23 protein-coding genes are annotated in these 23,289 nt (G+C 64.9%); 12 read left to right on the forward strand and 11 right to left on the reverse strand.

Annotation, left to right across the window (positions count from 1 at the left end):
• Nucleotides 1-35: 35 nt before the first annotated feature.
• Nucleotides 36-1,151, forward strand: coding sequence for an alpha-hydroxy acid oxidase (locus VIM12_RS05305; protein WP_331940573.1), 1,116 nt, complete (start codon nucleotides 36-38; stop codon nucleotides 1,149-1,151).
• 1 nt (nucleotide 1,152) lies between these two features.
• Here VIM12_RS05305 and VIM12_RS05310 read toward each other — a convergent pair whose 3' ends face one another.
• Entirely contained in the window at nucleotides 1,153-1,797 is a 645-nt protein-coding gene (locus VIM12_RS05310) for a HugZ family protein (RefSeq protein WP_331940574.1), read from the reverse strand.
• Nucleotides 1,798-1,906: 109 nt separating this feature from the next.
• Entirely contained in the window at nucleotides 1,907-5,047 is a 3,141-nt protein-coding gene (locus VIM12_RS05315; protein WP_331940575.1) for an error-prone DNA polymerase, read from the reverse strand.
• 164 nt (nucleotides 5,048-5,211) lie between these two features.
• On the opposite strand from VIM12_RS05315, the gene VIM12_RS05320 reads away from it, so the two are divergent.
• Complete coding sequence (locus tag VIM12_RS05320) at nucleotides 5,212-7,122, forward strand: hypothetical protein (RefSeq protein WP_331940576.1); 1,911 nt, start codon at nucleotides 5,212-5,214, stop codon at nucleotides 7,120-7,122.
• A 53-nt stretch (nucleotides 7,123-7,175) separates the two neighbouring features.
• Here the strand turns inward: VIM12_RS05320 and VIM12_RS05325 are convergent, their stop codons facing one another.
• The 4 genes from VIM12_RS05325 to imuA all read right to left on the reverse strand — a co-directional run bounded on the left by VIM12_RS05325 (nucleotide 7,176) and on the right by imuA (nucleotide 10,462).
• Nucleotides 7,176-7,706 (reverse strand): hypothetical protein, encoded by a 531-nt coding sequence (locus tag VIM12_RS05325; protein ID WP_331940577.1) that lies wholly within the window; start codon nucleotides 7,704-7,706, stop codon nucleotides 7,176-7,178.
• A gap of 145 nt (nucleotides 7,707-7,851) precedes the next feature.
• Nucleotides 7,852-8,160 (reverse strand): DUF2471 family protein, encoded by a 309-nt coding sequence (locus VIM12_RS05330; RefSeq protein WP_331940578.1) that lies wholly within the window; start codon nucleotides 8,158-8,160, stop codon nucleotides 7,852-7,854.
• Between the two features lie 159 nt (nucleotides 8,161-8,319).
• Nucleotides 8,320-9,780 (reverse strand): DNA polymerase Y family protein, encoded by a 1,461-nt coding sequence (locus VIM12_RS05335; RefSeq protein ID WP_331940579.1) that lies wholly within the window; start codon nucleotides 9,778-9,780, stop codon nucleotides 8,320-8,322.
• Entirely contained in the window at nucleotides 9,713-10,462 is a 750-nt protein-coding gene (imuA, locus tag VIM12_RS05340) for a translesion DNA synthesis-associated protein ImuA (RefSeq protein WP_331940580.1), read from the reverse strand. The genes VIM12_RS05335 and imuA overlap by 68 nt, the downstream gene beginning before the upstream one ends.
• A gap of 175 nt (nucleotides 10,463-10,637) precedes the next feature.
• On the opposite strand from imuA, the gene VIM12_RS05345 reads away from it, so the two are divergent.
• From VIM12_RS05345 to VIM12_RS05355, 3 genes are all read left to right on the forward strand, one after another.
• The gene (locus tag VIM12_RS05345) at nucleotides 10,638-11,531 is read left to right on the forward strand and encodes an endonuclease (protein WP_331940581.1); all 894 of its coding nucleotides are present in this window, start codon (nucleotides 10,638-10,640) and stop codon (nucleotides 11,529-11,531) included.
• Between the two features lie 78 nt (nucleotides 11,532-11,609).
• Nucleotides 11,610-12,182 carry a hypothetical protein gene (locus tag VIM12_RS05350; RefSeq protein WP_331940582.1) on the forward strand — a complete coding sequence of 191 codons (573 nt, stop codon included), beginning with the start codon at nucleotides 11,610-11,612 and terminating at the stop codon, nucleotides 12,180-12,182.
• A 216-nt stretch (nucleotides 12,183-12,398) separates the two neighbouring features.
• Nucleotides 12,399-14,117: a diguanylate cyclase gene (locus VIM12_RS05355; RefSeq protein WP_331940583.1), complete on the forward strand. Its 1,719-nt coding sequence runs from the start codon at nucleotides 12,399-12,401 to the stop codon at nucleotides 14,115-14,117.
• On the opposite strand, the gene VIM12_RS05360 is transcribed toward VIM12_RS05355, so the two are convergent.
• Entirely contained in the window at nucleotides 14,099-15,871 is a 1,773-nt protein-coding gene (locus VIM12_RS05360; protein WP_331940584.1) for a RecQ family ATP-dependent DNA helicase, read from the reverse strand. The genes VIM12_RS05355 and VIM12_RS05360 overlap by 19 nt on opposite strands.
• A 215-nt stretch (nucleotides 15,872-16,086) precedes the next feature.
• Between VIM12_RS05360 and VIM12_RS05365 the strand changes: the two genes are divergently transcribed.
• Entirely contained in the window at nucleotides 16,087-16,290 is a 204-nt protein-coding gene (locus VIM12_RS05365) for a cold-shock protein (protein ID WP_331940585.1), read from the forward strand.
• 114 nt (nucleotides 16,291-16,404) lie between these two features.
• On the opposite strand, the gene VIM12_RS05370 is transcribed toward VIM12_RS05365, so the two are convergent.
• Nucleotides 16,405-17,310: a LysR family transcriptional regulator gene (locus tag VIM12_RS05370; protein ID WP_331940586.1), complete on the reverse strand. Its 906-nt coding sequence runs from the start codon at nucleotides 17,308-17,310 to the stop codon at nucleotides 16,405-16,407.
• Nucleotides 17,311-17,420: 110 nt separating this feature from the next.
• On the opposite strand from VIM12_RS05370, the gene VIM12_RS05375 reads away from it, so the two are divergent.
• Together VIM12_RS05375 and VIM12_RS05380 are read left to right on the forward strand one after the other, a co-directional pair.
• Nucleotides 17,421-18,110: a haloacid dehalogenase type II gene (locus VIM12_RS05375; protein ID WP_331940587.1), complete on the forward strand. Its 690-nt coding sequence runs from the start codon at nucleotides 17,421-17,423 to the stop codon at nucleotides 18,108-18,110.
• Entirely contained in the window at nucleotides 18,107-18,865 is a 759-nt protein-coding gene (locus tag VIM12_RS05380) for a sulfite exporter TauE/SafE family protein (RefSeq protein WP_331940588.1), read from the forward strand. Before VIM12_RS05375 ends, VIM12_RS05380 begins: the two co-directional genes overlap by 4 nt.
• A gap of 13 nt (nucleotides 18,866-18,878) precedes the next feature.
• Here the strand turns inward: VIM12_RS05380 and VIM12_RS05385 are convergent, their stop codons facing one another.
• The 3 genes from VIM12_RS05385 to VIM12_RS05395 form a co-directional block, all read right to left on the reverse strand.
• Nucleotides 18,879-19,481: a MarC family protein gene (locus tag VIM12_RS05385; protein WP_331940589.1), complete on the reverse strand. Its 603-nt coding sequence runs from the start codon at nucleotides 19,479-19,481 to the stop codon at nucleotides 18,879-18,881.
• Nucleotides 19,482-19,595: 114 nt separating this feature from the next.
• Nucleotides 19,596-20,021: a thioredoxin family protein gene (locus VIM12_RS05390; RefSeq protein ID WP_331940590.1), complete on the reverse strand. Its 426-nt coding sequence runs from the start codon at nucleotides 20,019-20,021 to the stop codon at nucleotides 19,596-19,598.
• Between the two features lie 76 nt (nucleotides 20,022-20,097).
• Nucleotides 20,098-20,295 (reverse strand): YjfB family protein, encoded by a 198-nt coding sequence (locus VIM12_RS05395; protein ID WP_331940591.1) that lies wholly within the window; start codon nucleotides 20,293-20,295, stop codon nucleotides 20,098-20,100.
• A gap of 79 nt (nucleotides 20,296-20,374) precedes the next feature.
• Between VIM12_RS05395 and tsaB the strand changes: the two genes are divergently transcribed.
• The 4 genes from tsaB to VIM12_RS05415 are packed head-to-tail and all read left to right on the forward strand — an operon-like array spanning nucleotide 20,375 to nucleotide 23,262.
• Nucleotides 20,375-21,064, forward strand: coding sequence for a tRNA (adenosine(37)-N6)-threonylcarbamoyltransferase complex dimerization subunit type 1 TsaB (tsaB, locus tag VIM12_RS05400; RefSeq protein WP_331940592.1), 690 nt, complete (start codon nucleotides 20,375-20,377; stop codon nucleotides 21,062-21,064).
• The gene (gene rimI / locus VIM12_RS05405; protein ID WP_414691753.1) at nucleotides 21,061-21,552 is read left to right on the forward strand and encodes a ribosomal protein S18-alanine N-acetyltransferase; all 492 of its coding nucleotides are present in this window, start codon (nucleotides 21,061-21,063) and stop codon (nucleotides 21,550-21,552) included. Before tsaB ends, rimI begins: the two co-directional genes overlap by 4 nt.
• The gene (locus VIM12_RS05410; RefSeq protein ID WP_331940593.1) at nucleotides 21,549-22,304 is read left to right on the forward strand and encodes a uracil-DNA glycosylase; all 756 of its coding nucleotides are present in this window, start codon (nucleotides 21,549-21,551) and stop codon (nucleotides 22,302-22,304) included. Before rimI ends, VIM12_RS05410 begins: the two co-directional genes overlap by 4 nt.
• On the forward strand, nucleotides 22,288-23,262 hold the full coding sequence (locus tag VIM12_RS05415; protein WP_331940594.1) for a DUF1853 family protein: 975 nt from the start codon (nucleotides 22,288-22,290) through the stop codon (nucleotides 23,260-23,262). The genes VIM12_RS05410 and VIM12_RS05415 overlap by 17 nt, the downstream gene beginning before the upstream one ends.
• The last annotated feature ends 27 nt before the right edge of the window (nucleotides 23,263-23,289 follow it).

Consider the following 23,289-nt stretch of genomic DNA (forward strand, 5'->3'; position numbering starts at 1 on the left):
TTCCGACATGCGCACTTCGACCTGAGCCGCGCACCATGAACCCCATCCCCGCCGTCGAGGCCATCCCGTCCGGCATCGTCTCGCTCGCCGACCATGAGCAGCATGCGCGCGGCCGCCTCGACGACAATGCCTGGGCCTATTTCGCGGGCGGTGCAGGGGATGAAATCACGCTGCGGGCCAATCGCGCGGCATGGGATGACATCCGGCTGTCGACGCGGGTCCTGCGGCGCCTGGCGGGCGGGCATACCCGGGTCCAGCTTCTGGGGCGCACGCTGGCGCATCCGGTGCTGCTGGCGCCGGTGGCTTTCCAGCGCCTGGCACATGCCGACGGCGAGATCGCCAGCGCCTATGCTGCTGCCATGCAGGGCGCCGGGCTGGTGCTGAGCAGCCAGTCCAGCCTGCCGCTGGAGCAGGTGGCGCAGGCCGCGCTGGGTGAGGCGACGCGCGGCCCGCTCTGGTTCCAGCTGTATTTCCAGCATGACCGCGACTTTACGCGGGAGCTGGTGCAGCGCGCCGAACGCGCCGGTTACGAGGCGCTGGTGGTCACCGTGGACGCGTCCAGCAGCGGTGCGCGCGACCGCGAGCGCCGGGCCGGCTTTCGTCTGCCGGCCGGCATTTCCGCCGTCAACCTGCAGGGCCTGCCGCCCGCTGCGCCGATTGCACTGGCGGCGCACCAGAGCCGCATGTTCGACGGTCTCCTGGCGCATGCGCCCGACTGGTCCGACATAGAATGGCTGCGAAGCGTGACGGGCTTGCCTGTCATCCTGAAAGGCATCACCCACCCGGAGGATGCCCGCATCGCCGTCGCTGCCGGCGCGGCCGCCATCATCGTGTCCAACCATGGCGGCCGCACCCTGGACACCATGCCCGCCACCGCCGCATTGCTGCCGCGCGTGCGCTCGGCGGTCGGCGCCGGCTATCCGGTGCTGGTCGATGGCGGTATCCGCCGCGGCACCGATGTGCTGAAGGCGATCGCGCTCGGCGCCAATGCGGTGCTGGTCGGGCGCCCCTATGTGTTCGGGCTCGCCAATGCCGGCGCGATGGGTGTGTCCCATGTACTGCGGCTGCTGCGGGATGAACTGGAAATCGCGATGGCCTTGTGCGGCTGCGCGACCCTGGCCGAGGCCGGGCCGGACATTCTTTTCTCCTGACTTACAAGGCGCTCAGCAGGCGTTTGGCGCTGAGGCGGATCTGCTCGACCGAATCGAGCATGCCGGGGAAGCGCTGGCGCTCGCGCTGTCCCTGCCTTTCGACATCGATGCCGTAACAGTCGAGACCGATCAAGCGTACCCGTGGCGGCAGTTCACCCAGCAGGTCCTGGATCAGTGTCGCTTCATCCTCCAGGGCCAGGACCATGGCATCGCGCCAGTCCGCTTCCTCCATCCAGCCCATCTGCGCAAAGCCGCCGATGATGCGGGCGCGTTTCGGCTGCAGCAGGAAGAAGGCGAAATCGCCGAGCGCGAGGTATTGCTCCGCATCGGGCTGATAGCGAAGGTAGCGCGCCTGCAGCGCCGGCGCAGCCTCGATCTGCACGGCGTCGCCGAGCAGGGTCACGCGGGGTGCAGCCGGCCCGGCGTCGCCGCCGGCGACCAGGAAGCTGGCGCGGCTGTCGGCCAGCAGGTTCTTCGTGTGTTCCGCCAGGCCGCTGGCAAGGAAGACCGGGCGATGGGCTTCATCGGGCGCGAACGGCAATGCGGTGGCGTAAGGGTAGCCGGGCAGTTGCTGGGAATGGGTGGCGAGCGTGCCGCCGGCGGAGCCGTGCAGCAGATGGAGTACGGAATCGAATTCAGGCTTCATGGAAACTGCGGTGAGATGTGTCAGGCATTGTAGGCATCCGGGGACGGCCGCGCCAAGTGGATTTCCCGGCGTGTTGCGTGGTTCCCTTGACATTCATTCCAGGGCGTCGTCATGCAAAATCCCTGCTGTGCGTCACCAGGCGGCCCAGCAGCGGCGTGAGGTCGACCAGGCGCTTTGCCACCAGGTGCCGCACCTTGCCTTCGCATTGCCAGATGCCGTAGACCCCGAGCAGGCGGGCGCCGAGCAGTTCCTTGCGCTGCCGGTCGACCAGGCCGGGCCAGACGATCACGTTCACAGGGCCGGTTTCATCCTCGATGGTGACGAATACCGTCCCGCTGGCGGTGGACGGGCGCTGGCGCACGGTGACGATGCCGCAGCCACGCGCGAGCTGGCCGTTGACGAAGGTGTTGAGCACCTCCGCCGGCAGGAAGCGCCGTGCATGCAGCTGCGGGCGCAGCAGCGCCAGCGGATGGCGCTCCAGCGTGAGTCCCGTCATGTGGTAGTCGGCGACGATGCCTTCACCCTCGCTTGGCGCGGCGAGCTGCACCGCTTCCTCCCGCACCGGCGCGCCGCGCAGCAGGTCCTTGTCGGCTGCGCCGGCCACGGCTTCCCATAATGCCTGGCGCCGGTTGCCGGCAAGTGCCCGCAAGGCATTCGCATTGGCCAGCGCTTCCAGGTCCTGGCGGCGCAGCTGTGCGCGCAGCGCCAGGTCGTCGATGCCGGAAAAGGGCTGCACTGCGCGCGCTTCCTCGATGCGCCAGCCTGCCTCACGCGGCAAGCCGCGCACCAGGTTCAGGCCGAGCCGAACGGCATGTACGTCGCCCTCCGGTTCCAGGGTGCTTTCCCAGTCGCTGGCCGTCACGTCCACCGGACGTACCTCCACGCCATGGCGACGCGCATCCTGCACCAGCTGGGAGGGCGCATAAAAGCCCATCGGCTGGCTGTTGAGCAGCGCCGCCAGGAATACCGCCGGTTCATGGCACTTGATCCATGAACTGGCATAGGCCAGCAGCGCAAAGCTCGCTGCATGGCTTTCGGGAAAGCCGTAGGAGGCGAAGCCCTCGACCTGCTGCACGATGGATTCGATGAAGTCCGCCTCGTAGCCTTTCTTCGCCATCCCGTCCCGCAGCTTCTGCTGGAAACGGAACATCTCGCCCTTGCGCCGCCATGCCGCCATCGCCCGGCGCAGCTGGTCCGCCTCTCCCGCGCTGAAGCCGGCCGCCAGCATGGCGATCTGCATGACCTGTTCCTGGAAGATGGGCACACCGCAGGTACGCTCCAGCGCCGGCTTGATTTCCTCCTTGGGATAGCTGACCAGTTCCAGTCCCTGTCGTCGCCGCAGGTAGGGATGCACCATGCCGCCCTGTATCGGTCCGGGCCGGACGATGGCGACCTGGATCACCAGGTCGTAGAACTGGCGCGGGCGCAGCCGCGGCAGCATCGTCATCTGCGCCCGGCTCTCGATCTGGAACACGCCGATGGTGTCGGCTTCCCGGATCATGGCGTAAGTGGCGGGATCTTCCTTCGGGATGTCCTGCATGCCGAAAGGCTCGCCGCGCAGATCGGTGATCATGTCCAGCGCGCGCCGTATCATCGACAGCATGCCGAGCGCGAGCAGGTCGACCTTCAGCAGGCCGAGTGCGTCGAGATCGTCCTTGTCCCATTGCACCACGCTGCGCTCCGGCATCGTCGCATTTTCGATCGGCACGAGGCGCGACAGCTTGCCCCGCGCGATCACGAAACCGCCCGGATGCTGGGACAGGTGGCGCGGGAAATACATCAGCTTTTCCGCGATCGATGCCCAATGGTGCGCGATCGGCGTGTCCGGATCCATGCCGCATTCCGTGAAGCGTTCCGCCAGTCCGTTCTTGCCGTCCCACCAGCGATGGGACCCGGCGACCTGGTCGATGATGCCGGGATCGACGCCGAGCGCCTTGCCGACATCGCGGAGCACGCTGCGCGGCTTGTAGCTGATCACCACTGCGGTCAGCGCAGCGCGCATGCGTCCGTATTTCCGGTACACGTACTGGATCACTTCCTCGCGCCGCTGGTGCTCGAAATCGACGTCGATGTCCGGCGGCTCGTTGCGCTCCTTCGAGATGAAGCGCTCGAACAGCAGGTTGCCGCGCGAGGGGTCGACTTCGGTCACGTGGAGGCAGTAGCAGACCGCGGAGTTCGCCGCCGAGCCGCGCCCCTGGCACAGGATGTGGCGGCTGCGGGCGAAGCGGACGATATCGAATACCGTCAGGAAGTAGGGCTCGTAGCCCATCTCGGCGATCAGCGCCAGTTCGTGTTCGAGCTGGCGCTGCACCTGCAGCGGGATGCCGCCCGGGTAGCGCTGTTCGGCGCCGATATAGGTTTCCTTGCGCAGGTAGCTGGCCGGGGTTTCGCCTTCCGGCACCAGTTCGTCCGGGTATTCGTAGCGCAACTCATCCAGCGAGAACGTGCACCGCCGCGCAATCTCCAGGGTTTCCGCGAGCGCCGCCGGCGGGTAGATGTTCCCCAGCCGCAGCCGCGAGCGCAGGTGCTGCTCCGCATTCGGCGCCAGCGCATAGCCGCATTCCGCGATCGGCTGGCCGAGCCGGACCGCCGTCAGCGCATCCTGCAAGGGCTTGCGTGAACGTACATGCATGCAGACGTCGCCGGTCGCGACCACCGGCAGCCCCTGCGCATGTGCAACCCGCTCGATAGTGGCGCGATGATGATCGTCGCCTGCCCGCAGCAGCAGGGTCATCGCAATCCACGCGCGCTCCGGAAAGACGTCGCGCAGCCACGTTGCCTGGGACGACAGCCGCCCGGCATCGATTCCATGGGCAGGTGTCAGGATGGCGAGGCAGTGCGGCATGCCGCGCAGGTGTGCAAGGTCTTCCGGCGGCGCTTCGATGTCTGCCGGCAGCAGCCGATAGCTGCCTTTCTCGGCACGGGTACGACCCAGCGTGATCAGTTCACACAAGTTGCCGTAGCCTTCGCGGTTGCAGGCCAGCAGGATCAGCGAAAAGGCCGGCGTGCCATCCTCCTCGACCAGCTGGAACTGGCTGCCGACGATCAGGTGCAGGCCGATCTTCTTTGCCTCCACATGCGCCCGTACCACGCCCGCCAGCGAGCATTCATCCGTAATTCCCAGGGCGGCATAGCCCAGCTGGGCTGCGCGCGCGGCAAGTTCTTCTCCATGTGACGCGCCTCGCAGGAAACTGAAGTTGGTCATGCATTGGAGTTCGGCATACGCGGGCAGGGAGGACAAGGAGAGCATTGCATAAATACTGTATAAAAAACCAGTATAAACGAAACTTTCTATCGATTGCCCAACTTTGTTTCTTAACAGATATGCGATGTGTTAAGCGGTTGACAGTCGTCAAACGTTAATAAAACTGCAATCTTAGACTTTCGGCATGACTTCATTCCAGGAGAGAAGAGATGCAGAAATCGGGGAGGCAGTTGTCGGGCCTGATGCTGGCGCTGGCCGGCAGTCTCAGCGCGTGTGGCGGCGGCAGCGGTGATCAGGCAGGGGGCGGGGGAACGGGCAGCGGCGGGGACACCAGGCTTGCTCCCGAAGTCTGGACGAAATGTGCGGATGAATACGGCGTCTGCACCTTCAACGGCACGAGGGAAGTCCGCTACGGCCTCAATGGCTCCTGGGCAAAGCGCACCGCCACCGGATCGATTTCGTGTTCGAATGAAGTGTTCGGGGACCCGTTGCCGGGTGCGGACAAGATCTGCGAGTACGTGACGATCACCTCATCGCCCGCACCGACACCGACACCGACACCGACACCGACACCGACACCAGCGCCGGCCTGGGTCAAATGTGCGGATGAGTACGGCACCTGCACCGTGCCCGGCACTACCCAGGTCCGCTACGGCCTGAACGGCAGCTGGGCGACACGTACGGTCACCGGCGCAATCGAATGCTCGAATGAAGTGTTCGGCGATCCACTGCCCGGCGCGGACAAGATCTGCGAGTATGCGACGACCACGCCGTCGCCCGGACCGGCGCCAACCCCGACCCCGACCCCGACGCCCGGCCTGCCGGCGCCGGTTCCTGGAGCAAGCCTCACCATGTCCTGCGTCGACGGCAGTCTCTACCACTGCAGCGGCGACACTATCCTGCGTACCGAAAACGGCGTGGCGCTGACGGCATCCGGTGTCCAGGCCTATGGCAAGTCCACCAACGACCTCGCCACGCCCATCGTCAACAAGGCGACGGCTTACGGCCTCGCGCCGGCCTCGGGCGGTTACGCCGAGGTGCGCGTGGCGAAGGCGGGCGACGGCAGCATTTCCAGCCCGGTGCTGTTGCTGCGCAACCTCGGCATTTCCTGGGACGGCAAGATTGAACGTCCGATCATTGTCGAGACCTTCCGCACCACACAGGGACGGGTCACCATCGACGCGAACGGCCTGATCTCGTTTGCCGCGCTGCCGGCCCGTTCCAATCTCGGCTTCTTCGATTTCGCCACGAAAGGCACGGCCGGCACCCAGCTCAACTACGCGAACAACAGCTACTTCCCGCGTGCAGAGCCGAGCCGCTGCGGCTATTCGCCTTGTCCGACGACCGAGACCGCCGGCCTGCAGACCCAGGCCGGGGACTGGGCGGGAGGCGGCTTGATTCCCCACTCGGCCAGCGTCAGCCGCCTGCACGGCGACGGCGATGTTCATGCGGGCGACGGACCGCCGGATGCCAACGGCAATCCCACCGTTCTCCCGGGGGGCAATGGCCCCGGCGTGCCGTTCCCGGGATCCAAGGGCTATCGCTTCTTCAGCAACTGGGGCTACCAGTATGCGAACCTCGCCGCCTGGGTGACGCAAGATACGGTGCAGATCGTCGAATGGACCGCGGGTGCCGGCACCGATGAACACAACCAGAGCCGCAACGGCATGGTTGCCTACGGCCCCGTGACGATGCCGTCACAGGTGCCGGCCACCGGTTCTGCGAGCTACGCGGCACAGGTCTATGGCTGGTACGCCCCCAACGGCACGGCCGAAGCTTCGTTCTATCGTGGCGTCGCACAGGTGACGGTCAATTTCGCCACGCGCCAGGTAACCGTGGCGATCCAGAACACGCGCACCGACAACGAGGCACAGACGCCGGTGCCGGCAACGCTGAATGCGGTCGTGCAGATGGGAGCGGCGGGATCGAACGTCGCCAATTACCTGAGGGCGCCGGTCGGCAATGGCACGCTGTCGGGAGGGCTCGGTGCACGCTACTTCGGACCAGTGGTGACGACGGGGACCAGTGGCGCGGGACCGGCCGAGATCGGCGGCACCTTCACGCTGTCGAATGGCAGCGGCGCCACTATCGTGGGCGGCTTCGTGGGGCGCAAGCAATAAGGAACGGCGATGCGAGGGTGGGCGGCCCGATATCGGCGTCGTCCGCTGCCGCGTCAACGCCGGCGGGTGCGTAACCGTCTGGCGGCAATGAATACGATCAGTGCGAAGACGGCCAGCAGGAGGCCCGGGCCGAGCTTGTTCTGGGGCACAGGCTCATTTGCCTGCTGAGCCGGGATCGTGGATTCGCCTGCGCCGGAGGCGCTGCTGCCCCCGGCATTTCCGCTGCTGCCTTCCGACTGCGTGACGGTATCCGCCTGGCGATCGCCCGATATCAGTGATCCCAGGCCGAGGCCAAGCAAGGCGCCGCCGAGCATGCCGCCCCAGGGACTGCCGGCCTCGCGCGGCAGCGTGTGCTGGGGAGCCGGCGGCAGCGGCGCATTGGCGGGTGCGGGTTGGGCGGAGACGGGCGGTTGTGCCGGCGTTGGTGCCGGTGCCGTCCTAGGCGGGGCGGGCGGCTGCCGGACTGCGGAGGACTGCCTGCCGCTCGAGCGGCCGCTGCCGGCACGCTTGGCATAGGACTCCGGTACCGCAAGCGTGAAAACCACCAGGAGGAGAAAAATTCTTGCGATGAGGAGGGAGTGCATGACATGGCCCGCGACTGGAGGCCTGGAGAGATTCCAGGCGCTGAAGATTGGAGTCGCGCGGCGGCAGGAGGTTTCGCGCTACAGCGCTGCGTCAATCGCCGCCGGAGATTGCAGTGTCAGTGAGTGAGGCGTGCGATGTGCCGCTTCAGTGGACCGTGCAGTAGGCCGCGCGGATCATCTTGACGGCGACCGGCAGCGCGTCGCAGCTGTCGAGATCGGCGGGCTGATTGACGCGCGGGACGTACCCCCAGCGCGAGGAGCGCAACATGCGGATGTAGCGCTTGTCGAGATCGCCGGCCTGCTCCAGCGCCTGCAGTGCCTCTTTCTCGATTTCGTGTACCAGCCGCCATGTCAGTGGATGGCCGGCAGTGCGGTAGCGTTCGGCGATCGCATCGACCGCAAGCGCGAGCCGCGCGCGGGCGGCATGCAGTTTGTGACCTTCAAACAGTTTCATGGGATCGTGTCTTTGCTGTATGGGTGTACAGTATAAAAGGTTTTGCCGCCGACAGGATCGAGCATGCGCAAGCTTGTCGTAAAAAATCCCGAAAATACCGTGCGGAAATGGAAATAAGGCAATTTTGATGGAAGTTATAGAAAGATAGTGGGTATCTTTTCATGCAAAAAAACCTTGCAAAAACCAGTGCACCTCTTCCCCGATCCGTTCCCGGTACAGCCAGTAGCAGGTCGACGAATCCTCCTGGTAGATGAAGTAGTCGCGGACCACGAGCGCGCCATCCCACCAGCCGCATTCAATCCGTTCAGGTCCCCTGACCAGCCGGAGCGGCGACCGGAAAACCGGCCGGTGTTCCCGCACCATCAGTTCGATCGGCTGTTCCAGCATCCAGAACGGTCTCTCTGCGAATGCCGGCGTCGCGCACCGACTGCGTGGAGAAGGCCCTGCCGCCGGCACCCATGCGTTCGAGACTTCCGGTCGGTGGTCCGCGCGCAGCGACGGCATCAGCACGCTTTGTTCGCCGAGGCGTGAGACGAGCAGCTCCAGCAGACGGTGGAATTCCTCCGGCGTATTGGCCGGATCGGGAAACAGCGCGTCGGTCGGTGGCAGCATCTCCGTCACCTGCAGCGCCTCCAGGCGGAGTCCGATCAGCGGAGCGCGCAATGCCATGCGCGCCAGGCGTTCCTTCAGCAGGCGGATGAGGTGATCCTCTCGCCAGACCGGGGCCGCCAGCGCGATCTCGACCGGGGTGGGCTCGATTGCACAGCGGCCGCGCTCATGCTCCAGTTGCAGCAGGATGCGTGATACCGCGAGCTGCTGCGCGACCAGCCAGCCGCTCATCTGCAGCAGCAGCCGGCGTGCGGCGAACAGTGCCGCTTCCGCATGCTCGATCCGGTCGGGCAGTTCCAGCCTGGCGGAAAAATGCTTCGGCGCGGGGACCCAGTCGAACAGTTCGGGTGCTTCTCCATAAGCGCGGTCGAGCGCTTCGAGTACAGCGGCATCGGTACGCCGCTGCAGGCCTGCGCGCGGCAGCTTGCGCAACTGCCCGAAGCTGCGGCAGCCGATTCCGGCCAGCCATTCCTCATACGGCAAAAGCGCCGGCAGCAGCAGGCAGGGCAGGGCATCGAGGCGATATGCCAGGCTCTTCATGCGTACCACGCGCCGTCGCCGCCCTGCATGGCGGGCAAGCAGCCAGGCGCCCTGGGCAGTGGGCGCCATGCCCAGCTGCGGCGTGAAGCCGAGCATGCGCACGCTGGCGCGCACCATCCGCGCCAATGCCAGCCTGCCGCCGAATACACGCAGGCTGGCGCTGACATCCAGCAGCAGGCCGCCGGCACCGGCCAAGGCGACTTCAGGGGTGTATTGCAGCAGTGCGAGCGCAATGCCGGCCAGCGCCTCCTGCTCGCGCGCGGCGTCGTGCTCATGGAGGACCGCATCCGGGCAGATCGCCTGCACGCTGCCGTTACGCATGCCTGGCCGCACGCCGGCCTGCACCGCCGCCATACTTGCCGCCACCACGCGTCCACGCTCGACGATGACATGCCTGCCTGGTTCAGACCAGTTCGGTCGGATTGCTTCGAGTGACAGCAGCGGCAGGTGCACGCTGATCCAGGTACGCATTGGAAGAGCCGGGAGAAACAGGGGATACGGGAGCCGCCGGCGAGTCTTCCAGCAGCAGGTGAAGGGGGGTGTCGCGGCGCGGCCCGCGCCGCTTGACGATCTCGATATCGATACCGCCGCTGGCCGGGCGCAGCGCCAGCCGCAACGGTGAAGGCGAGGCATGGCGGATGCAGGCCAGGGGACGCAGCATCCAGAACACCATTTCGGAACCCTGCGCGGCAAGCAGCAGGCGGCGCAGCGATTCGGCGCGCACTTCGGCTTCCCAGAAAATCAGTGCGCCGCAACTGCCGTTGCGCAGGATCTGCTCTGCGCTCCAGAGTGCATCGGCACTGCGCGGCGCCTTGATCCACAACAGGCTGTCGGCGGGCAGTCCCCATCCGGTCCATGCCGCCATTTGCGGCAGGTAGGGCGGGCGCAGCAGGACGATGCGGCGCCTGGTGGCGATGTGCCGCAATGCCGGTCGCAGCAGACGGATTTCGCCGATGCCCGCCTGCTGCACCAGGAGTTCGATCAGGGTGGCGGTGGGCCAGCCGCCATCCGGCAGTTCCTGGTCGAGCGCAGGATGGCCGGTAGGTGTGACGGCGGCATGATAAGACCCCATTTGGTCTGCCCGCCATACTGCACCGGGAAGGACAAGCTCGGGCCGGTTGGATTTTTCTATCGGTGAAACTATTGCTGGCATCGGGCCTCCTAGTATTCTGGTTGATGATGCTTGTCATCAATACTGTATAAATATACAGTAAAACCTCAGACCCGATTAGTCAAATTCCAAGATCGCATACTGTTTGCCATGACCATTCACAAGGCCCGGTTTCCTGTGCGGCCATGGCCCGAACCCAGCAGGAAAAATCCCTTCGATGCAGCCCCGTGTCACTTCCGTAGGCTTGCTGGTCAAGCCCGATCCCGCCAGCAGTTTCGCCTATCCGCACCATATCGATCGTGCCAGCCTTGATGCATTGCCTGCCAAGCCGGGCATCTACATATTCCGCGATGCGCAGGACCGTCCCCTTTACGTTGGCAAGAGCGTCAGCATCCGCACACGAGTGCTTTCACACCTGCGTACCCCCGAGGAGGCGCGCATGCTGCAGCAGAGCCGCTATGTCGAATTCCGACGTACTGCAGGCGACATCGGCGCCTTGCTGCTGGAGTCGCGGCTGATCAAGGATCTGCAGCCGCTGCACAATAAGAAGCTGCGCCGCGCCAGGGAGATGTGCACGCTGCATCTTGCCCCCGGCCTCAAGTCGATGCCCGAGATCGTTTACGCACGAGAGCATGACTTCGCGCGCACGGCAAACCTGTACGGCTTGTTCGCGACGCGCAAGGCGGCACTGGAAAAACTGCGTGAGATTGTCGACCTTCACATGCTGTGCCCGGCTTTGACCGGACTCGAGAATGCCATGCGCGGCCGGGCCTGCTTTGCCAGGCAGGTATCGCGCTGTCTTGGTGCCTGTGTCGGCGCCGAGCCGGTGCAGGAGCACCAGAGGCGCCTGAGGGCGGCACTCGACGACTTGCGCATCGTCGTCTGGCCGTGGTCCGGTCCCATGGGTATCGTGGAGGAGTGCGATGGCTGGAAGCAGACCCATGTGGTCGACCACTGGTTCTATCTCGGCTCCATCGATCATGTCCCGGGCGCCCGGCCAATCAAGCGCGCGGCACGGCGCTCCTTCGATGTCGACACCTACAAGATCCTGGTGAAACCGATGCTGCGCGGAGAGTTGCGGATAGAAGCGGTTGCGCTTGACGAGGCCTGAGCGGCGCGAAGCCGGGGCAGAAAAGCAGGAAGCCGTGACCGGCTAGCGGTGCACGGCTTCCTGGAGTGACGCTGTTACTTGGAAGCGCCGCCAGTCGACGAGCTGCTGCCGGAAGTGCTGCCGCTGCCCGGCGGCGTCGTGCTGCTGGCGCCGGCACCGGTATTGCCTCCTGCGCTGCCAGCCTCGCTGCTGGTGCCGCCCGTGCTGCCGCTGGTGCCGCCGCTGGTGCCGCCCGTTGCGCCGCCGGTGCCGCCCGTTGCGCCGCTGGTCCCGCCAGCCGCGCCGCCCGTGGTGTCGCCGGTCGTTCCGCCGGTCGCGCCCGCACCCGGCATACCGCCGGTTGCCGCGCCGCTGCTGGAATCGCTTGCAGTGCCGCCGGTGCTGCCCGTGGTGCCGCTTCCGGCCGTACCGCCCGGCGTGCCGGCGGAATCGCTGGAGGTGGCGCCACCCGCGCTCGGCGTGCTGCCAGCGGTTCCGGTGCCGCCTGCAGTACCGCCGGTGCTGCCGGCAGCGCCAGAGCTACTGGTGCTGCCCTCGCCGCCAGCTCCGGAGCCGGCGTCATTCTTGTTGCAGGCACCCAGGGTCAATGTGGCGACGAGTGCCGCGAGCAATACTGAATATTTCATGCTGATTCCTCTCAAAAAAATATAGTTGTTGATTGGAGTACAAGGGGTACACAACTAATTGGAGGAAATTCGTTGTCGTAAGTGCCGATGATGGCTTTGATAAATCTCAAGTCGAGATATGCTTTATTCAATACTAGTATGTTGTCTCGAGGAAATTAAACAATGGTAAGGATATAATCCTGCTCCAAAATTCAAGCAAGCAGGGACAGGCCCTTCCGGGCCTTTTTTGTTGGGGACAAACATGACCAAAAGCTCACTGCGCAGGCAGCTTGTGCTGCCATATGTGCTGCTGGTGATCTTCGTGTCCACCGCAATCGGATGGGTTTCGTACCAGGCAGGCGAGGAGGCGGTCGACACCTTGTCGCGCCGTATTCTGGCCGATACCGTGCAGCGCATCAGCGCATCGACCGAGGAACACCTTTCGCGCGCGCTCGTGGCACTGCATTCGATCGACCCGGACCCCGCCACGCTGCCCGAGCCCCAGCCATTTTCCGACGACTTGAGCCGCCTCGAGTCCCGCTTCTGGGTGGCCAGCGGGCTGTTCATGGACATCAACAACTATGTTTACTTCGGTGGCGCGGATGGCCGCTTCATCGGCGTCAACCGCGTGAGCAAGGACCTGGTCGAACTCTACCGTCGTGATCCTGGCGCAGCCCGCCGCAGCGTCTATGCAAGCAATCAGCCCGGCCAGCGGCAAAGCCTGCTGCGGCGCGACGACTATGATCCGCGCGAACGTCCCTGGTACACGATTGCTGCCGCCCAGGCGCGCCCGGTCTGGTCGCCGGTATACAACGACTTCACCTCGAAGGAGCCGACGATCACCCTGGCCAAGGCTGTGCGCCGTGCCGACCAGTCCCTGGCTGGCGTCGTCGCCACCGACGTGACGCTCAAGGTGCTGACCGAATTTCTGCGCACGCTCTCGGTCAGCGACAATGGCGTCGCCTTCGTCATCGACGGCGACGGCTACATGGTCGCGACATCCGGGCAGGAGCTGCCGTTCCGGATGGTGAACGGACAGCCGGAGCGCATGCATGTCACCGACATGCAGTCGACCATGATCAGGCAGGCATACGCGGGGATTCACAACTGGAAGATGCGCGACGGGGATGCCAAGGACATGCTGGCGCTCTCGTCCGGCCCGATAGAGATTGCGGCCGGGGAGCTGGGTGCGCGTTACGGCGTCGACTGGATCACGGTAGTGGCCGTGCCCAAGTCGGACTTTACCGGCGGCGTCAGGCGCAGCTTCGTGCAAGGCATGCTGATCGCCATCCTGTGCGTGATGGCCGCGATCGCGATCGGCCTGTCGCTGATCAACCGCGTGCTCGGGGACATTCGCCGGCTGAACGAGGCCGCCCGTCGCATCGGCGAAGGCGAACCGCTGCCGAAGCTCGACCTGCGGCGGCGCGACGAGTTGGGTCAGCTCGCCATGTCGTTCAGCGAGATGGAGCACAACCTGCGGATCGACAAGCTCACCGCCGTGTTCAACCGCGCCTCGCTGATCGCGCAGATTGCCTTCCTGCGCCGGCAGCTCGACCAGAAAAACGGAGAGCGCCCGCAATTTGCGCTGCTGTTCATCGACCTCGATCATTTCAAGAAGGTCAACGACCAGCACGGCCATGCCGCCGGCGACCGGGTGCTGGCGACGGTGGCGGCGCGGCTGAAGGAATCCGTTCGGGTCACCGACGTCGTGGCCCGCTATGGCGGTGACGAGTTCGTCGTCCTCCTCAAGGGCCTGACGCCGGCAAGTGACGTGATGGCGATGGAGGAGAAGATCCGGACCGTGGTCGAGGCTCCCGTGCCGCTCGAGCACGGCATTGCCCGCGTCGGCGTGTCCATCGGCTGGGCGATGTTCCCGGACGACGGCGAGGATATCGAAGCACTCCTGAAAATCGCGGACAAGCGGATGTTCGACGCGAAGAGGGTGCGCAAGGCTGCCCTGGCTCAGACGAGTTCGACGTAATTGCGCAGGAAGGTCTTGGTCTCGCTGTTGGGGAAGCTGATGGTTACCTTGTCCCCGGCCGATGAAACGACCCGTCCTTCGCCGTAGCGCGCCACCTTCACCGCCTGGCCCGGCTCCGGTCCCTTCTCCACCTGCACCGGCGGCGCATGATGCCGCACATGTTCCGGGCTGAGCGCCTGCTCCGGGGGGCGGCGGCAGTTGTCACACACGCCGCAATGCGACCACTCGGCCTCTTCGCCGAAGTATTCAAGCAATACCTTCCAGCGGCAGAAGCCGGTCTGCGCGTAGAACACCATGCGGTCCAGCGCATCGTGATCGCGGGCGCTCTTGTCACGATAGGTCTGCACCAGCTGCCGCAGTTCCTTCGCCTTCGCATTGGCGCGGACCAGATGAAAAGCGAGGTTTTCGTCCTGCCGCACCAGGCCGCCGTCCTTGAGGAGCTTGAGCGCAACCTGGAGCCGGTTGTCATGCACATCTTCAAGCTTGTCCTGCAGCCGCTCGAGCGGGACTGGCGCTCCTTCCGCTGCAAGCGCCTGCAATGCGGCGTAGACGCTGGCGATATCGTCGGCGCCCGGATAGCGCCGTGCCAGGAAAAACTGCTGGACCTGCTTATCCTTGGCGAAATAGAGCAGGGTGCAGGCGGAAGGTCTTCCGTCACGTCCCGCGCGCCCGGACTCCTGGTAGTAGGATTCGAGATTGGCGGGCATCTGGAAATGAATCACGAAACGAATATCGCTCTTGTCGATACCCATGCCGAATGCATTCGTCGCGACCATGATCCTGCACGCACCCGACATGAACATGTCCTGGTTTTCCGTTCGCATGCGGGTCGCCATCTGGCCATGATACGCGGTGACGTTTTCACCGGCTTCCTGCAGCGCGTGCAGCACCTCCTCCACCGCCTTCACCGTTGCCGTGTAAATGATGCCCGGGCCTTCGCTTTCACGCACAAGCCGCACGACATGCATCATCTTTTCCGACTCGTCGGTTGCCGCCACCACCTCGTAGTGAAGATTTGACCGGTAGATGCCGGTATTTATGACATGCATGTCATCCAGCCCCAACTGCCGGCCGATGTCCGAGACGACGTCCTCCGTGGCAGTCGCCGTCAGGGCCAGCACCGTGGGCCGACCGAGTGCTTCAATGATCGCTCCGAGTTGCAGGTAGGCCGGCCGAAAGTCGTGCCCCCAATGAGAGATGCAGTGCGCCTCGTCGATGACGAACAGGCTGACCGTGTTGAGGCGCACGGTGGCAAGGAACTCCGGATCGGACAGGCGTTCGGGCGTGGTGAAGATGAACTCATGGTCGGCCTGGCTGATGCGGTCGAGCACCTCCGCCTCCTCGCGGGTGGTGAGGGTGCTGTTGACCTCGGCGGCGTCCATCCCGACTTCGCCGAGCTTTTCCGCCTGGTCCTTCATCAGCGAGATGAGGGGGGATACCACGACCGTCACCCCGGGCATCTTCAGGGCCGGCAATTGATAGCAGAGCGACTTTCCGGCACCGGTCGGCATGACTGCCAGCGTATGCCGCTGCTGCAGCACGCTGTCGATCACCTCGCGCTGACCAGGACGCAGGCGGCGAAGCCCGAAGGCCTCCTGCAAGGTGTCCTGAAGTTCATGTTCCTGCAGCACGGCGCGGCGACGCTTGCGGCTTCCGGCGACGGTACGGGGCCGGGAGGTATTCGGAATGGGAGAGTGCGTGGTCGTCATGGGCATGGATAGGAAGGCGGTCGCCTCCTGCAATGCAGCATCCATGCCAGAGAAAAAATGCTGCAAAGCATTCTTGTTTGACGCAGTCGATTACCCCTACATGAAATGAAAATTAAATTCACTCCGGGTTTTCCACATACGGTACAATTCGGCCACCGTTTGAAGTTTGAACTAGTAGTGCAGTATTCGTCTGTCATTTCTTTCTAGCTTCAAGGGTTCTGTGGGCGCGAGCTCAAATCAAACAAATCAAAGGAAATGTCATGGCAACAGGTACTGTCAAATGGTTCAACGACGCTAAGGGCTTCGGTTTCATCACTCCGGACGAGGGCGGCGAAGATCTGTTCGCGCACTTCTCCGCAATCCAGTCGAGCGGCTTCAAGTCGCTGAAGGAAAACCAGCGTGTTTCCTTCGAGGTCACGACCGGCCCGAAGGGCAAGCAGGCTTCCGCTATCCAGCCGCTGTAAGCTGCTGACAGGTAGCCCTGATCGAAAAAATCCCCGGCATGCCGGGGATTTTTTTTGTCCGTCCTCTTTGCGCGTCGCACGCCACGCGGGGAAGTGGACAGCCAACGTTCGGGTTTAGCCCTTCCGCCAGTAGTCGGGCTGCGCATAGGCGGTGCGCAGGAAATCGACGAAGGACCGAATCCGCAGCGGCAGGTGCCGGCGCTGCGCGAAAACCGCATAGATGTCGTTACCCGGTGCAGCATACTCGTCGAGCACCGTAACCAGCGCGCCTGCCTCGATCGCGGTTGCGACTTCCCACATCGACCGCCAGGCAAGGCCTTCGCCTGCCAGCGCCCATTCATGCAGCACGGCGCCGTCGTTGCACACCATGTTGCCCGCCACTTTCAGCGTGACGTTCTTGCCGTTCTGGCGGAAGGTCCAACCCCGCTGACTGCCCTCGCTGCTGATCGCGAGGCAGTTGTGCCGCGATAGATCGTCGAGTGCCTTCGGCCTGCCGTTGCGCTTGAGATAGGCGGGCGATGCCACCACCACCCGCTTGTTGTCCGCGAGCTTGACGCCGATCAGGCTGGAATCGGAAAGGGCGGCGATGCGAATCGCCACATCGACGCCTTCGCCGATCAGGTCGACCACACGGTCGTTCAAGTTGAGTGTCACGGCGACATCGCGATGCTGGGCAAGAAAGGAAGGAATCAGGGGGGCGACGTGCTGGCGGCCGAAACCCGCCGGGGCGGAAATCAGCAGATGCCCGCTTGCCCTGGCGCTGCGCTCCGAGACGGCGCTTTCCGCATCCTCGAGATCGGCAAGTATGCGCTGGCAATCCTCGAGGAACGCAAGGCCCTCGTCGGTCAGCGCAATCTTTCGGGTACTGCGCTGGAGCAGCTTGACGCCGAGGCGCTCTTCGAGCGCGTCCAGACGGCGACCTATCATCGCTGGTGCGATGCCCTCGGCGCGCGCCGCCGCCGAGAGGCTGCCGCGCGCGGCCACTTCGACAAAAGTCGAGATTTGCTTGAACTGATCCATCCGCCGAACTTAGAGCATTTGATACTAAAACGCAATAATCAAATGATCGTACGTATGGTTTTAAAAGAAAACATCTCTAATATACTCAGCCATCCTCAGTACCCCACACCATGACCATCCACGCCATCGTTTTCGACGCTTACGGGACGCTGTTCGACGTCTATTCGATCGGCACGCTCGCGGAGAAGTGTTTCCCGGGCCGCGGCGCCGCATTGGCGGACCTGTGGCGCGACAAGCAGATCGAGTACACGCGGTTGCGCACGCTCTGCGCCACCTACAAGCCGTTTTGGGAAGTGACACAGGATGCGCTTGTCTTCGCCTGCCGCAAGCTAGGTCTCGATCTCACCCTCGATGCGCAAAATGCGCTGATGGGACAGTACGCGAAGCTGCAGGCATTCCCGGAAAACCTGGGTGTGCTGCGCAAGCTGAAGCAGCAGGGACTGAAGCTGGCCATCCTGTCTAACGGCAATCCGCAGATGCTCGACTCCGCGGTCGCCGCTGCCGGCATGGACGGCATTTTCAGCCACGTCCTGTCGGTGGATGTCGTGAAGAAGTACAAGACCGCGCCCGAGGCCTACCAGCTTGCCCCCGACGTGTTCGGGCTAACTCCAAGAAGTATCCTGTTTGTATCGAGCAACTGCTGGGATGCCTGCGGCGCCGCGTGGTTCGGCTACACCACCTATTGGGTGAACCGGACCGGCGCACCTTTGGAAGAACTCGGCGTCACGCCGGATGCCACCGGCGCCGACATGACAGCCGTGCTGGATTTCGTGAAGAAGCATCTCAAGGAGAACAAATGATCTGGTGGCAAATCGCACTCGTCGGCACTGCGGCATTCTGTGCAGGTGCGATGAATTCGGTGGCGGGCGGCGGAACCTTCCTGTCCTTTCCGGCACTGCTCGCCGTGGGCGTTCCGCCGGTCGTCGCCAATGCGAGCAATTCGGTGGCCCTCTGGCCGGCGAGCCTGTCCGGCGCCTGGGCCTATCGCCAGGAATTGGCGCGCTACAAGCGGTACCTGATCCCCATGGGTTTCGTCTCGCTGGTCGGCGGGGTATGCGGCGGCCTGCTGCTGCTGGCGACGTCGGATGCCAAGTTCTCGGTGCTGATTCCCTGGCTGCTGCTGTTCGCCACCGTGCTGTTTGCGTTTTCCGGGCGCATTTCGGCGCTGCTGCGGCGGGGGAACAAGGCCAAGCCCGGCAACAGCCCCGGGGCCCTGGCCGGGCACGCGGTGGTCTCGGTCTATGGCGGCTTCTTCGGTGCCGGCATGGGTATCCTGATGCTCGCCAGCCTGGCCATGGCAGGGCATGACGACGTGCACGAGATCAACGCCATCAAGAACCTCCTCTCGGCAGTGATCTACAGCGTGACGGTCCTCACCTTCGTGATCGCGGGTGCAGTCGACTGGCCCTACACCGCGGTGATGCTGCTGACCGCCACGTTGGGCGGATACTGGGGCGCCTCGGTCGCCCGCCGCATCCCGGCTGTCTGGCTGCGGCGCTTCATCATTGCCGTCGGTGCCCTGCTGACGGTGTTTTACTTCATCAAGACCCTTTGACCGCGGCAGCCGCCTACAACGACCGGACGTAGGCGCGTATCCCGGCGAGCAGCATTTCCACGGCCATTGCGGTCAGGATCAGCCCCATCAGCCGCTCGAAGGCGGTCATGACGCGCGGCCCGAGCGCGCGCTGCATGCGCGCGGCACCGAGCAGCACCACCAGCCAGACCAGGGCGACTGCCGACAGCACGCCGATGTTGAGCATCGTCTCCGGTGCGCTTTCGGATGAGAACAGCAGCACGGTCACCAGTGCGGACGGCCCGGCCAGCGCTGGGATCGCCAGTGGCACGATGAAGGGCTCTCCCTGGACTTCGCCGTCGCCGCCGAATACGCCCCCGGGCTGCGGAAAGACCATGCGCAGCGCAATCAGGAACAGGATCACGCCGCCGCCTATGCGCAGGGCGATGTCCGTCAGTTGCAGGGCCGCCAGGAAATGCCGTCCGAAGAACATGAACAGCAGCAGCAGCAGGAAGGCGATCGCGCACTCGCGCACGATCACCATCCCGCGCCGTTCGACCGGGACATGGGAAAGCGCGCTGGCGAACAATGGCACGTTGCCGAACGGGTCGGTCACCAGCAGGAGGATGACGAAAGACTGGAAAAAACTTTGGGTCATGTGGCGCAGGCAGGGGTTCCGAGGCTGCACAGGATGCCACAGGATGCGCAGAATGATATTTGCGAACGCGCGGTGGATGCCGAACGGACGGCGGCGAGGCAGATCCCTGCTTGTTCAGCGGGCGAGGCGCGCGAGCAGGTTGCACTCGCGCTGCCAGTCCTGGCGTTCGGTCGAGGAGCTTGCCTCGGCCAGGAGCTCGGCGGGATCCCTTTCCGCCTGCGCGGAAAGCAGGCGGTCAGCCACGCCGGCATCCGGCAGCACCGTCCCGAAAAAGGCGACGACGTCGCGGCGCTGGATCAGCAGGGTAGGGAAGTTCTCGACGTCGATGTCGCCGATGAAGTCCGCCTGGTCCTCGATATCGATCCAGACGAAGCGCTTGTCAGGGTGGCGCGCGGCGAGGCGGTCAAAGCCGTCGCGATAGCTGCGGCAGGTGTCGCACCAGGCTGCGCACAGGCAGGCGATGACCCAGTCATCCTGCTCCAGCCATGCGGCCAGCTGCGTGTAATTGCTGCTGTCGAGGGTGATTCCGTTGGCGGCCATGAAACCCAGAAGAACGGCGGGGATTGCTCGGGGATTGCTATTGTAAGGGAAGCTTCTCGCCCGCGCCCGCGGCGGGTCAGGCAGTGGTGTCGATGTTCTGGCCGAGGTGACCTGGCAGGTTCGGGCGGGTCACCGGCGGCAGGGCATCGAGCAGGGCCGTGGCGCTGCTGGCCTGGGCGTCCATCGCCATCTTCTGGACCGTGAGGGCTACCGTGGCCCGGGTGTTGGTCTCGGCAATGGTTGTTGCGAGCTGCGCAATATTGGTCACATCCATGGATTCCCTCCGATCAGATCCCCTGTTTACGGCAGCCGTGCGCCAATCTTTAGCCTGTACGGCGCGGTAAAATACCGCCATGCCTACGATACTTGCGATTGAAACATCTTCCGAGCTTGCCTCGGTCGCCTTATCCCGGGATGGCCGGCTGGTGACGCGTGAGGCGAGCGGGGTGCAGACGCATTCCCAGTCGGTCCTGCCCATGGTCCAGGCCGTGCTCGCCGAAGCCGGCATCGGTATGGCCGATTGCGACGCGATCGCATTCGGCGCCGGGCCCGGTTCCTTCACCGGCGTACGCACCGCATGCGGCGTTGCTCAGGGTCTCGCCTTCGGTGCGGCGCTGCCAGTCGTCCCTGTCGTCACTCTGCAGGCAATGGCGGAAGCCTGTCGCCGACGACATGGCGCGACCGATGTACTGGTCGTGCTGGATGCGCGTATGGACGAGGTCTACTGGGCGCAGTACCGGTTCGAGGACGGCTGGCATACGGTATCGGCGCCCGCGCTGTCCGCCGCCGCAGCCATACGCGCGGAGGGGGCGGTGACTGCCTGCGGCAACGGCCTCTCTGCCTATGCGGCCGCATTCGCCGGCCGGCCGTTTGCGGAGGGGGGCAAGCCGGACATCGTTCCGCATGCGGCCGAGATTGCCGTGCTGGCAGCCGGCGACTTTTCCGCGGGGCGCATTGTCGATCCGCGCGACGCCCAGCCGGTCTACCTGCGCAACAAGGTCGCGCTGACCACGGCCGAGCGCCAGGCAAGGGCGGCGGCATGAGCGCCGTGTATCGGGCCACGGCGAGTTCGCCGGCCTTGACCTCGCTGCATCTCACCCCGATGCGGGTGGATGATCTCGGCGAGGTGCTGACGATCGAGAACGACGTCTACCCCCAGCCCTGGACGCGCGGGAATTTCCTGGATTCCCTGTATTCCGGTTACGAATGCTGGACCCTGCGGTCGGATGCGGGCGAGCTGGTCGGCTATTTTCTGCTGATGCTCGCGGTGGACGAGGCGCACCTGCTGAACATCAGCGTGCGGCGCGATCTGCACGGGCTCGGCATCGGACGCCTGCAGCTGGACCGGGTGGCGGCCATCGCGCGCGACAAGGGAATGGCGTCGGTGCTGCTCGAGGTCCGGCCGTCCAACCCGCGTGCGCAGGCCATCTATACCCGGTACGGATTCTCCAGGATCGGGCACCGCAAGGCCTACTACCCGGCAGCCAACGGCAGCCGCGAAGATGCCATCGTCATGAGGCTGCCGCTATGAGCGACCGGAACGCCGTCTTCCTGCAGGAGATGGGACTGGGCCCCCTCTGGCAGCGCCGTGATAACCCTGGCGCCGTCCACCCGGCGCCTTCCGCTGGCGCGCTGGAAGCCGCAACAGTCGATGACGGCTTGCCCGTGGCGCCTGGCTTCGATGCGCCGCCGGCGCAGGAGGTGGCCCGGATGGACTGGGCGCAGCTGCAGGCCAGCGTCGCCGGATGCGTCAAGTGCGGCCTCTGTCATGGACGTACCCGTACGGTTTTCGGCGTCGGCGACGCAAAGGCGCGGTGGCTGTTCATCGGCGAGGGACCGGGGCGCAACGAGGATCTGCAGGGCGAACCCTTCATCGGCCAGGCTGGCAGGCTGCTCGACAACATGCTGGCGGCCGTCGGGCTGCGGCGCGACGAGAACGCGTTTATCGCCAATATCGTGAAATGCCGGGCGGTCGACGAGAGCGGTCGCGACCGGCCGCCGACCGCGGAAGAAGCGGCGGCCTGCATGCCTTACCTTGAGCGCCAGATTGCGCTGATCCAGCCGACCATCCTCGTCGCCCTCGGCAAGACCGCCGCACTGTCGCTGCTCGGGCTCGATCCGGACACGCCGGTGTCGCGGTTGCGCGGCAAGGTGCATGAATTTGCCGGCAGGCCGCTGGTGGTGACCTATCACCCGGCCTACCTGCTGCGCAGCCCTGCGGAAAAGAAGAAGGCATGGGAGGATCTGTGCCTGGCGACGGCCACCTATGCCGCCGCCGACTGAGCAGGCGCGCGACTTCAGCTACCAGGCCGGCTTTCACCAGCGCTGGAAGCACCTGCAGGATCCGCACGTGCGCACACTGGCGTGGCTGCTCGACGCGCCCGATCTGCTGGACGCCGACGCGCCGCGCTGGAAGGGGCGGGTGGCAAGCCTGCCGCCGTGCGACCAGCAAACCCGCGACTGGCTCGAGGCGCTCGACAGGAATCCGGCGGACCTGCACACCTACCTCGCGCTGCAACCGCTTACACGGCTGGGACGCTACGCCGAGAAGCTGCTTGCCTGGTACCTCAGCCGCCGCGGCGATCTTCACGCCCATGGGGTGCAGGTTCGTGCCGAGCGCGGCGAGACCATCGGCGAATTCGATTTCCTGCTGCGGGAAGGGGACGGACTGGTGCACTGGGAGTTTGCGACCAAGCTCTACCTTCTCGAGTCGAGCGGGCACGGGCAGCATGCGGACTACTTCGTCGGTCCCGGACTGGCCGATACGCTCGGCGCGAAAGTGCGCAAGATCATGGATCAGCAGCTGTCGCTGTCGCAGCATCCGGCAGCCTGCGCGCAGCTGACGCTGCCGGTGCACAAGGCGCAGGCGCTGGTGAAGGGCTGGCTGTTCTACCGGGAGCGCACCCCGGCCACCCCGGAGGGCATCGGCATTTCGCATTGCCGCGGCTTCTGGCGTCCGCAGGGCGAGCTCGGGGGGCTGGCGGCTGACGCCTTTGCAGTGTTGCCGCGATTACAGTGGCTGGCGCCTGCGCGGGCAGTCGCGGGCGAAGCCGGGACGATGGAACCGGTGGCGCTGGCGTGCGCGCTATCCCGCCACTTCGCCTCTGCATCTGCGCCGGTGCTGGTTGCACTGCTGCGCCGCGAGGGCGACGAGCTGCTGGAGTTTGACCGCGGCTTCATCGTGCCCGACGACTGGCGCGAGCAGGCGGCAGCAAGACGATCGATGGACGCCGCCAGCTGAGCCCGGCTTCAGCAGACGCGCGCGTCG

This window comes from Noviherbaspirillum sp. (assembly GCF_036563305.1).
Taxonomy (GTDB): Bacteria; Pseudomonadota; Gammaproteobacteria; order Burkholderiales; family Burkholderiaceae_D; genus Noviherbaspirillum.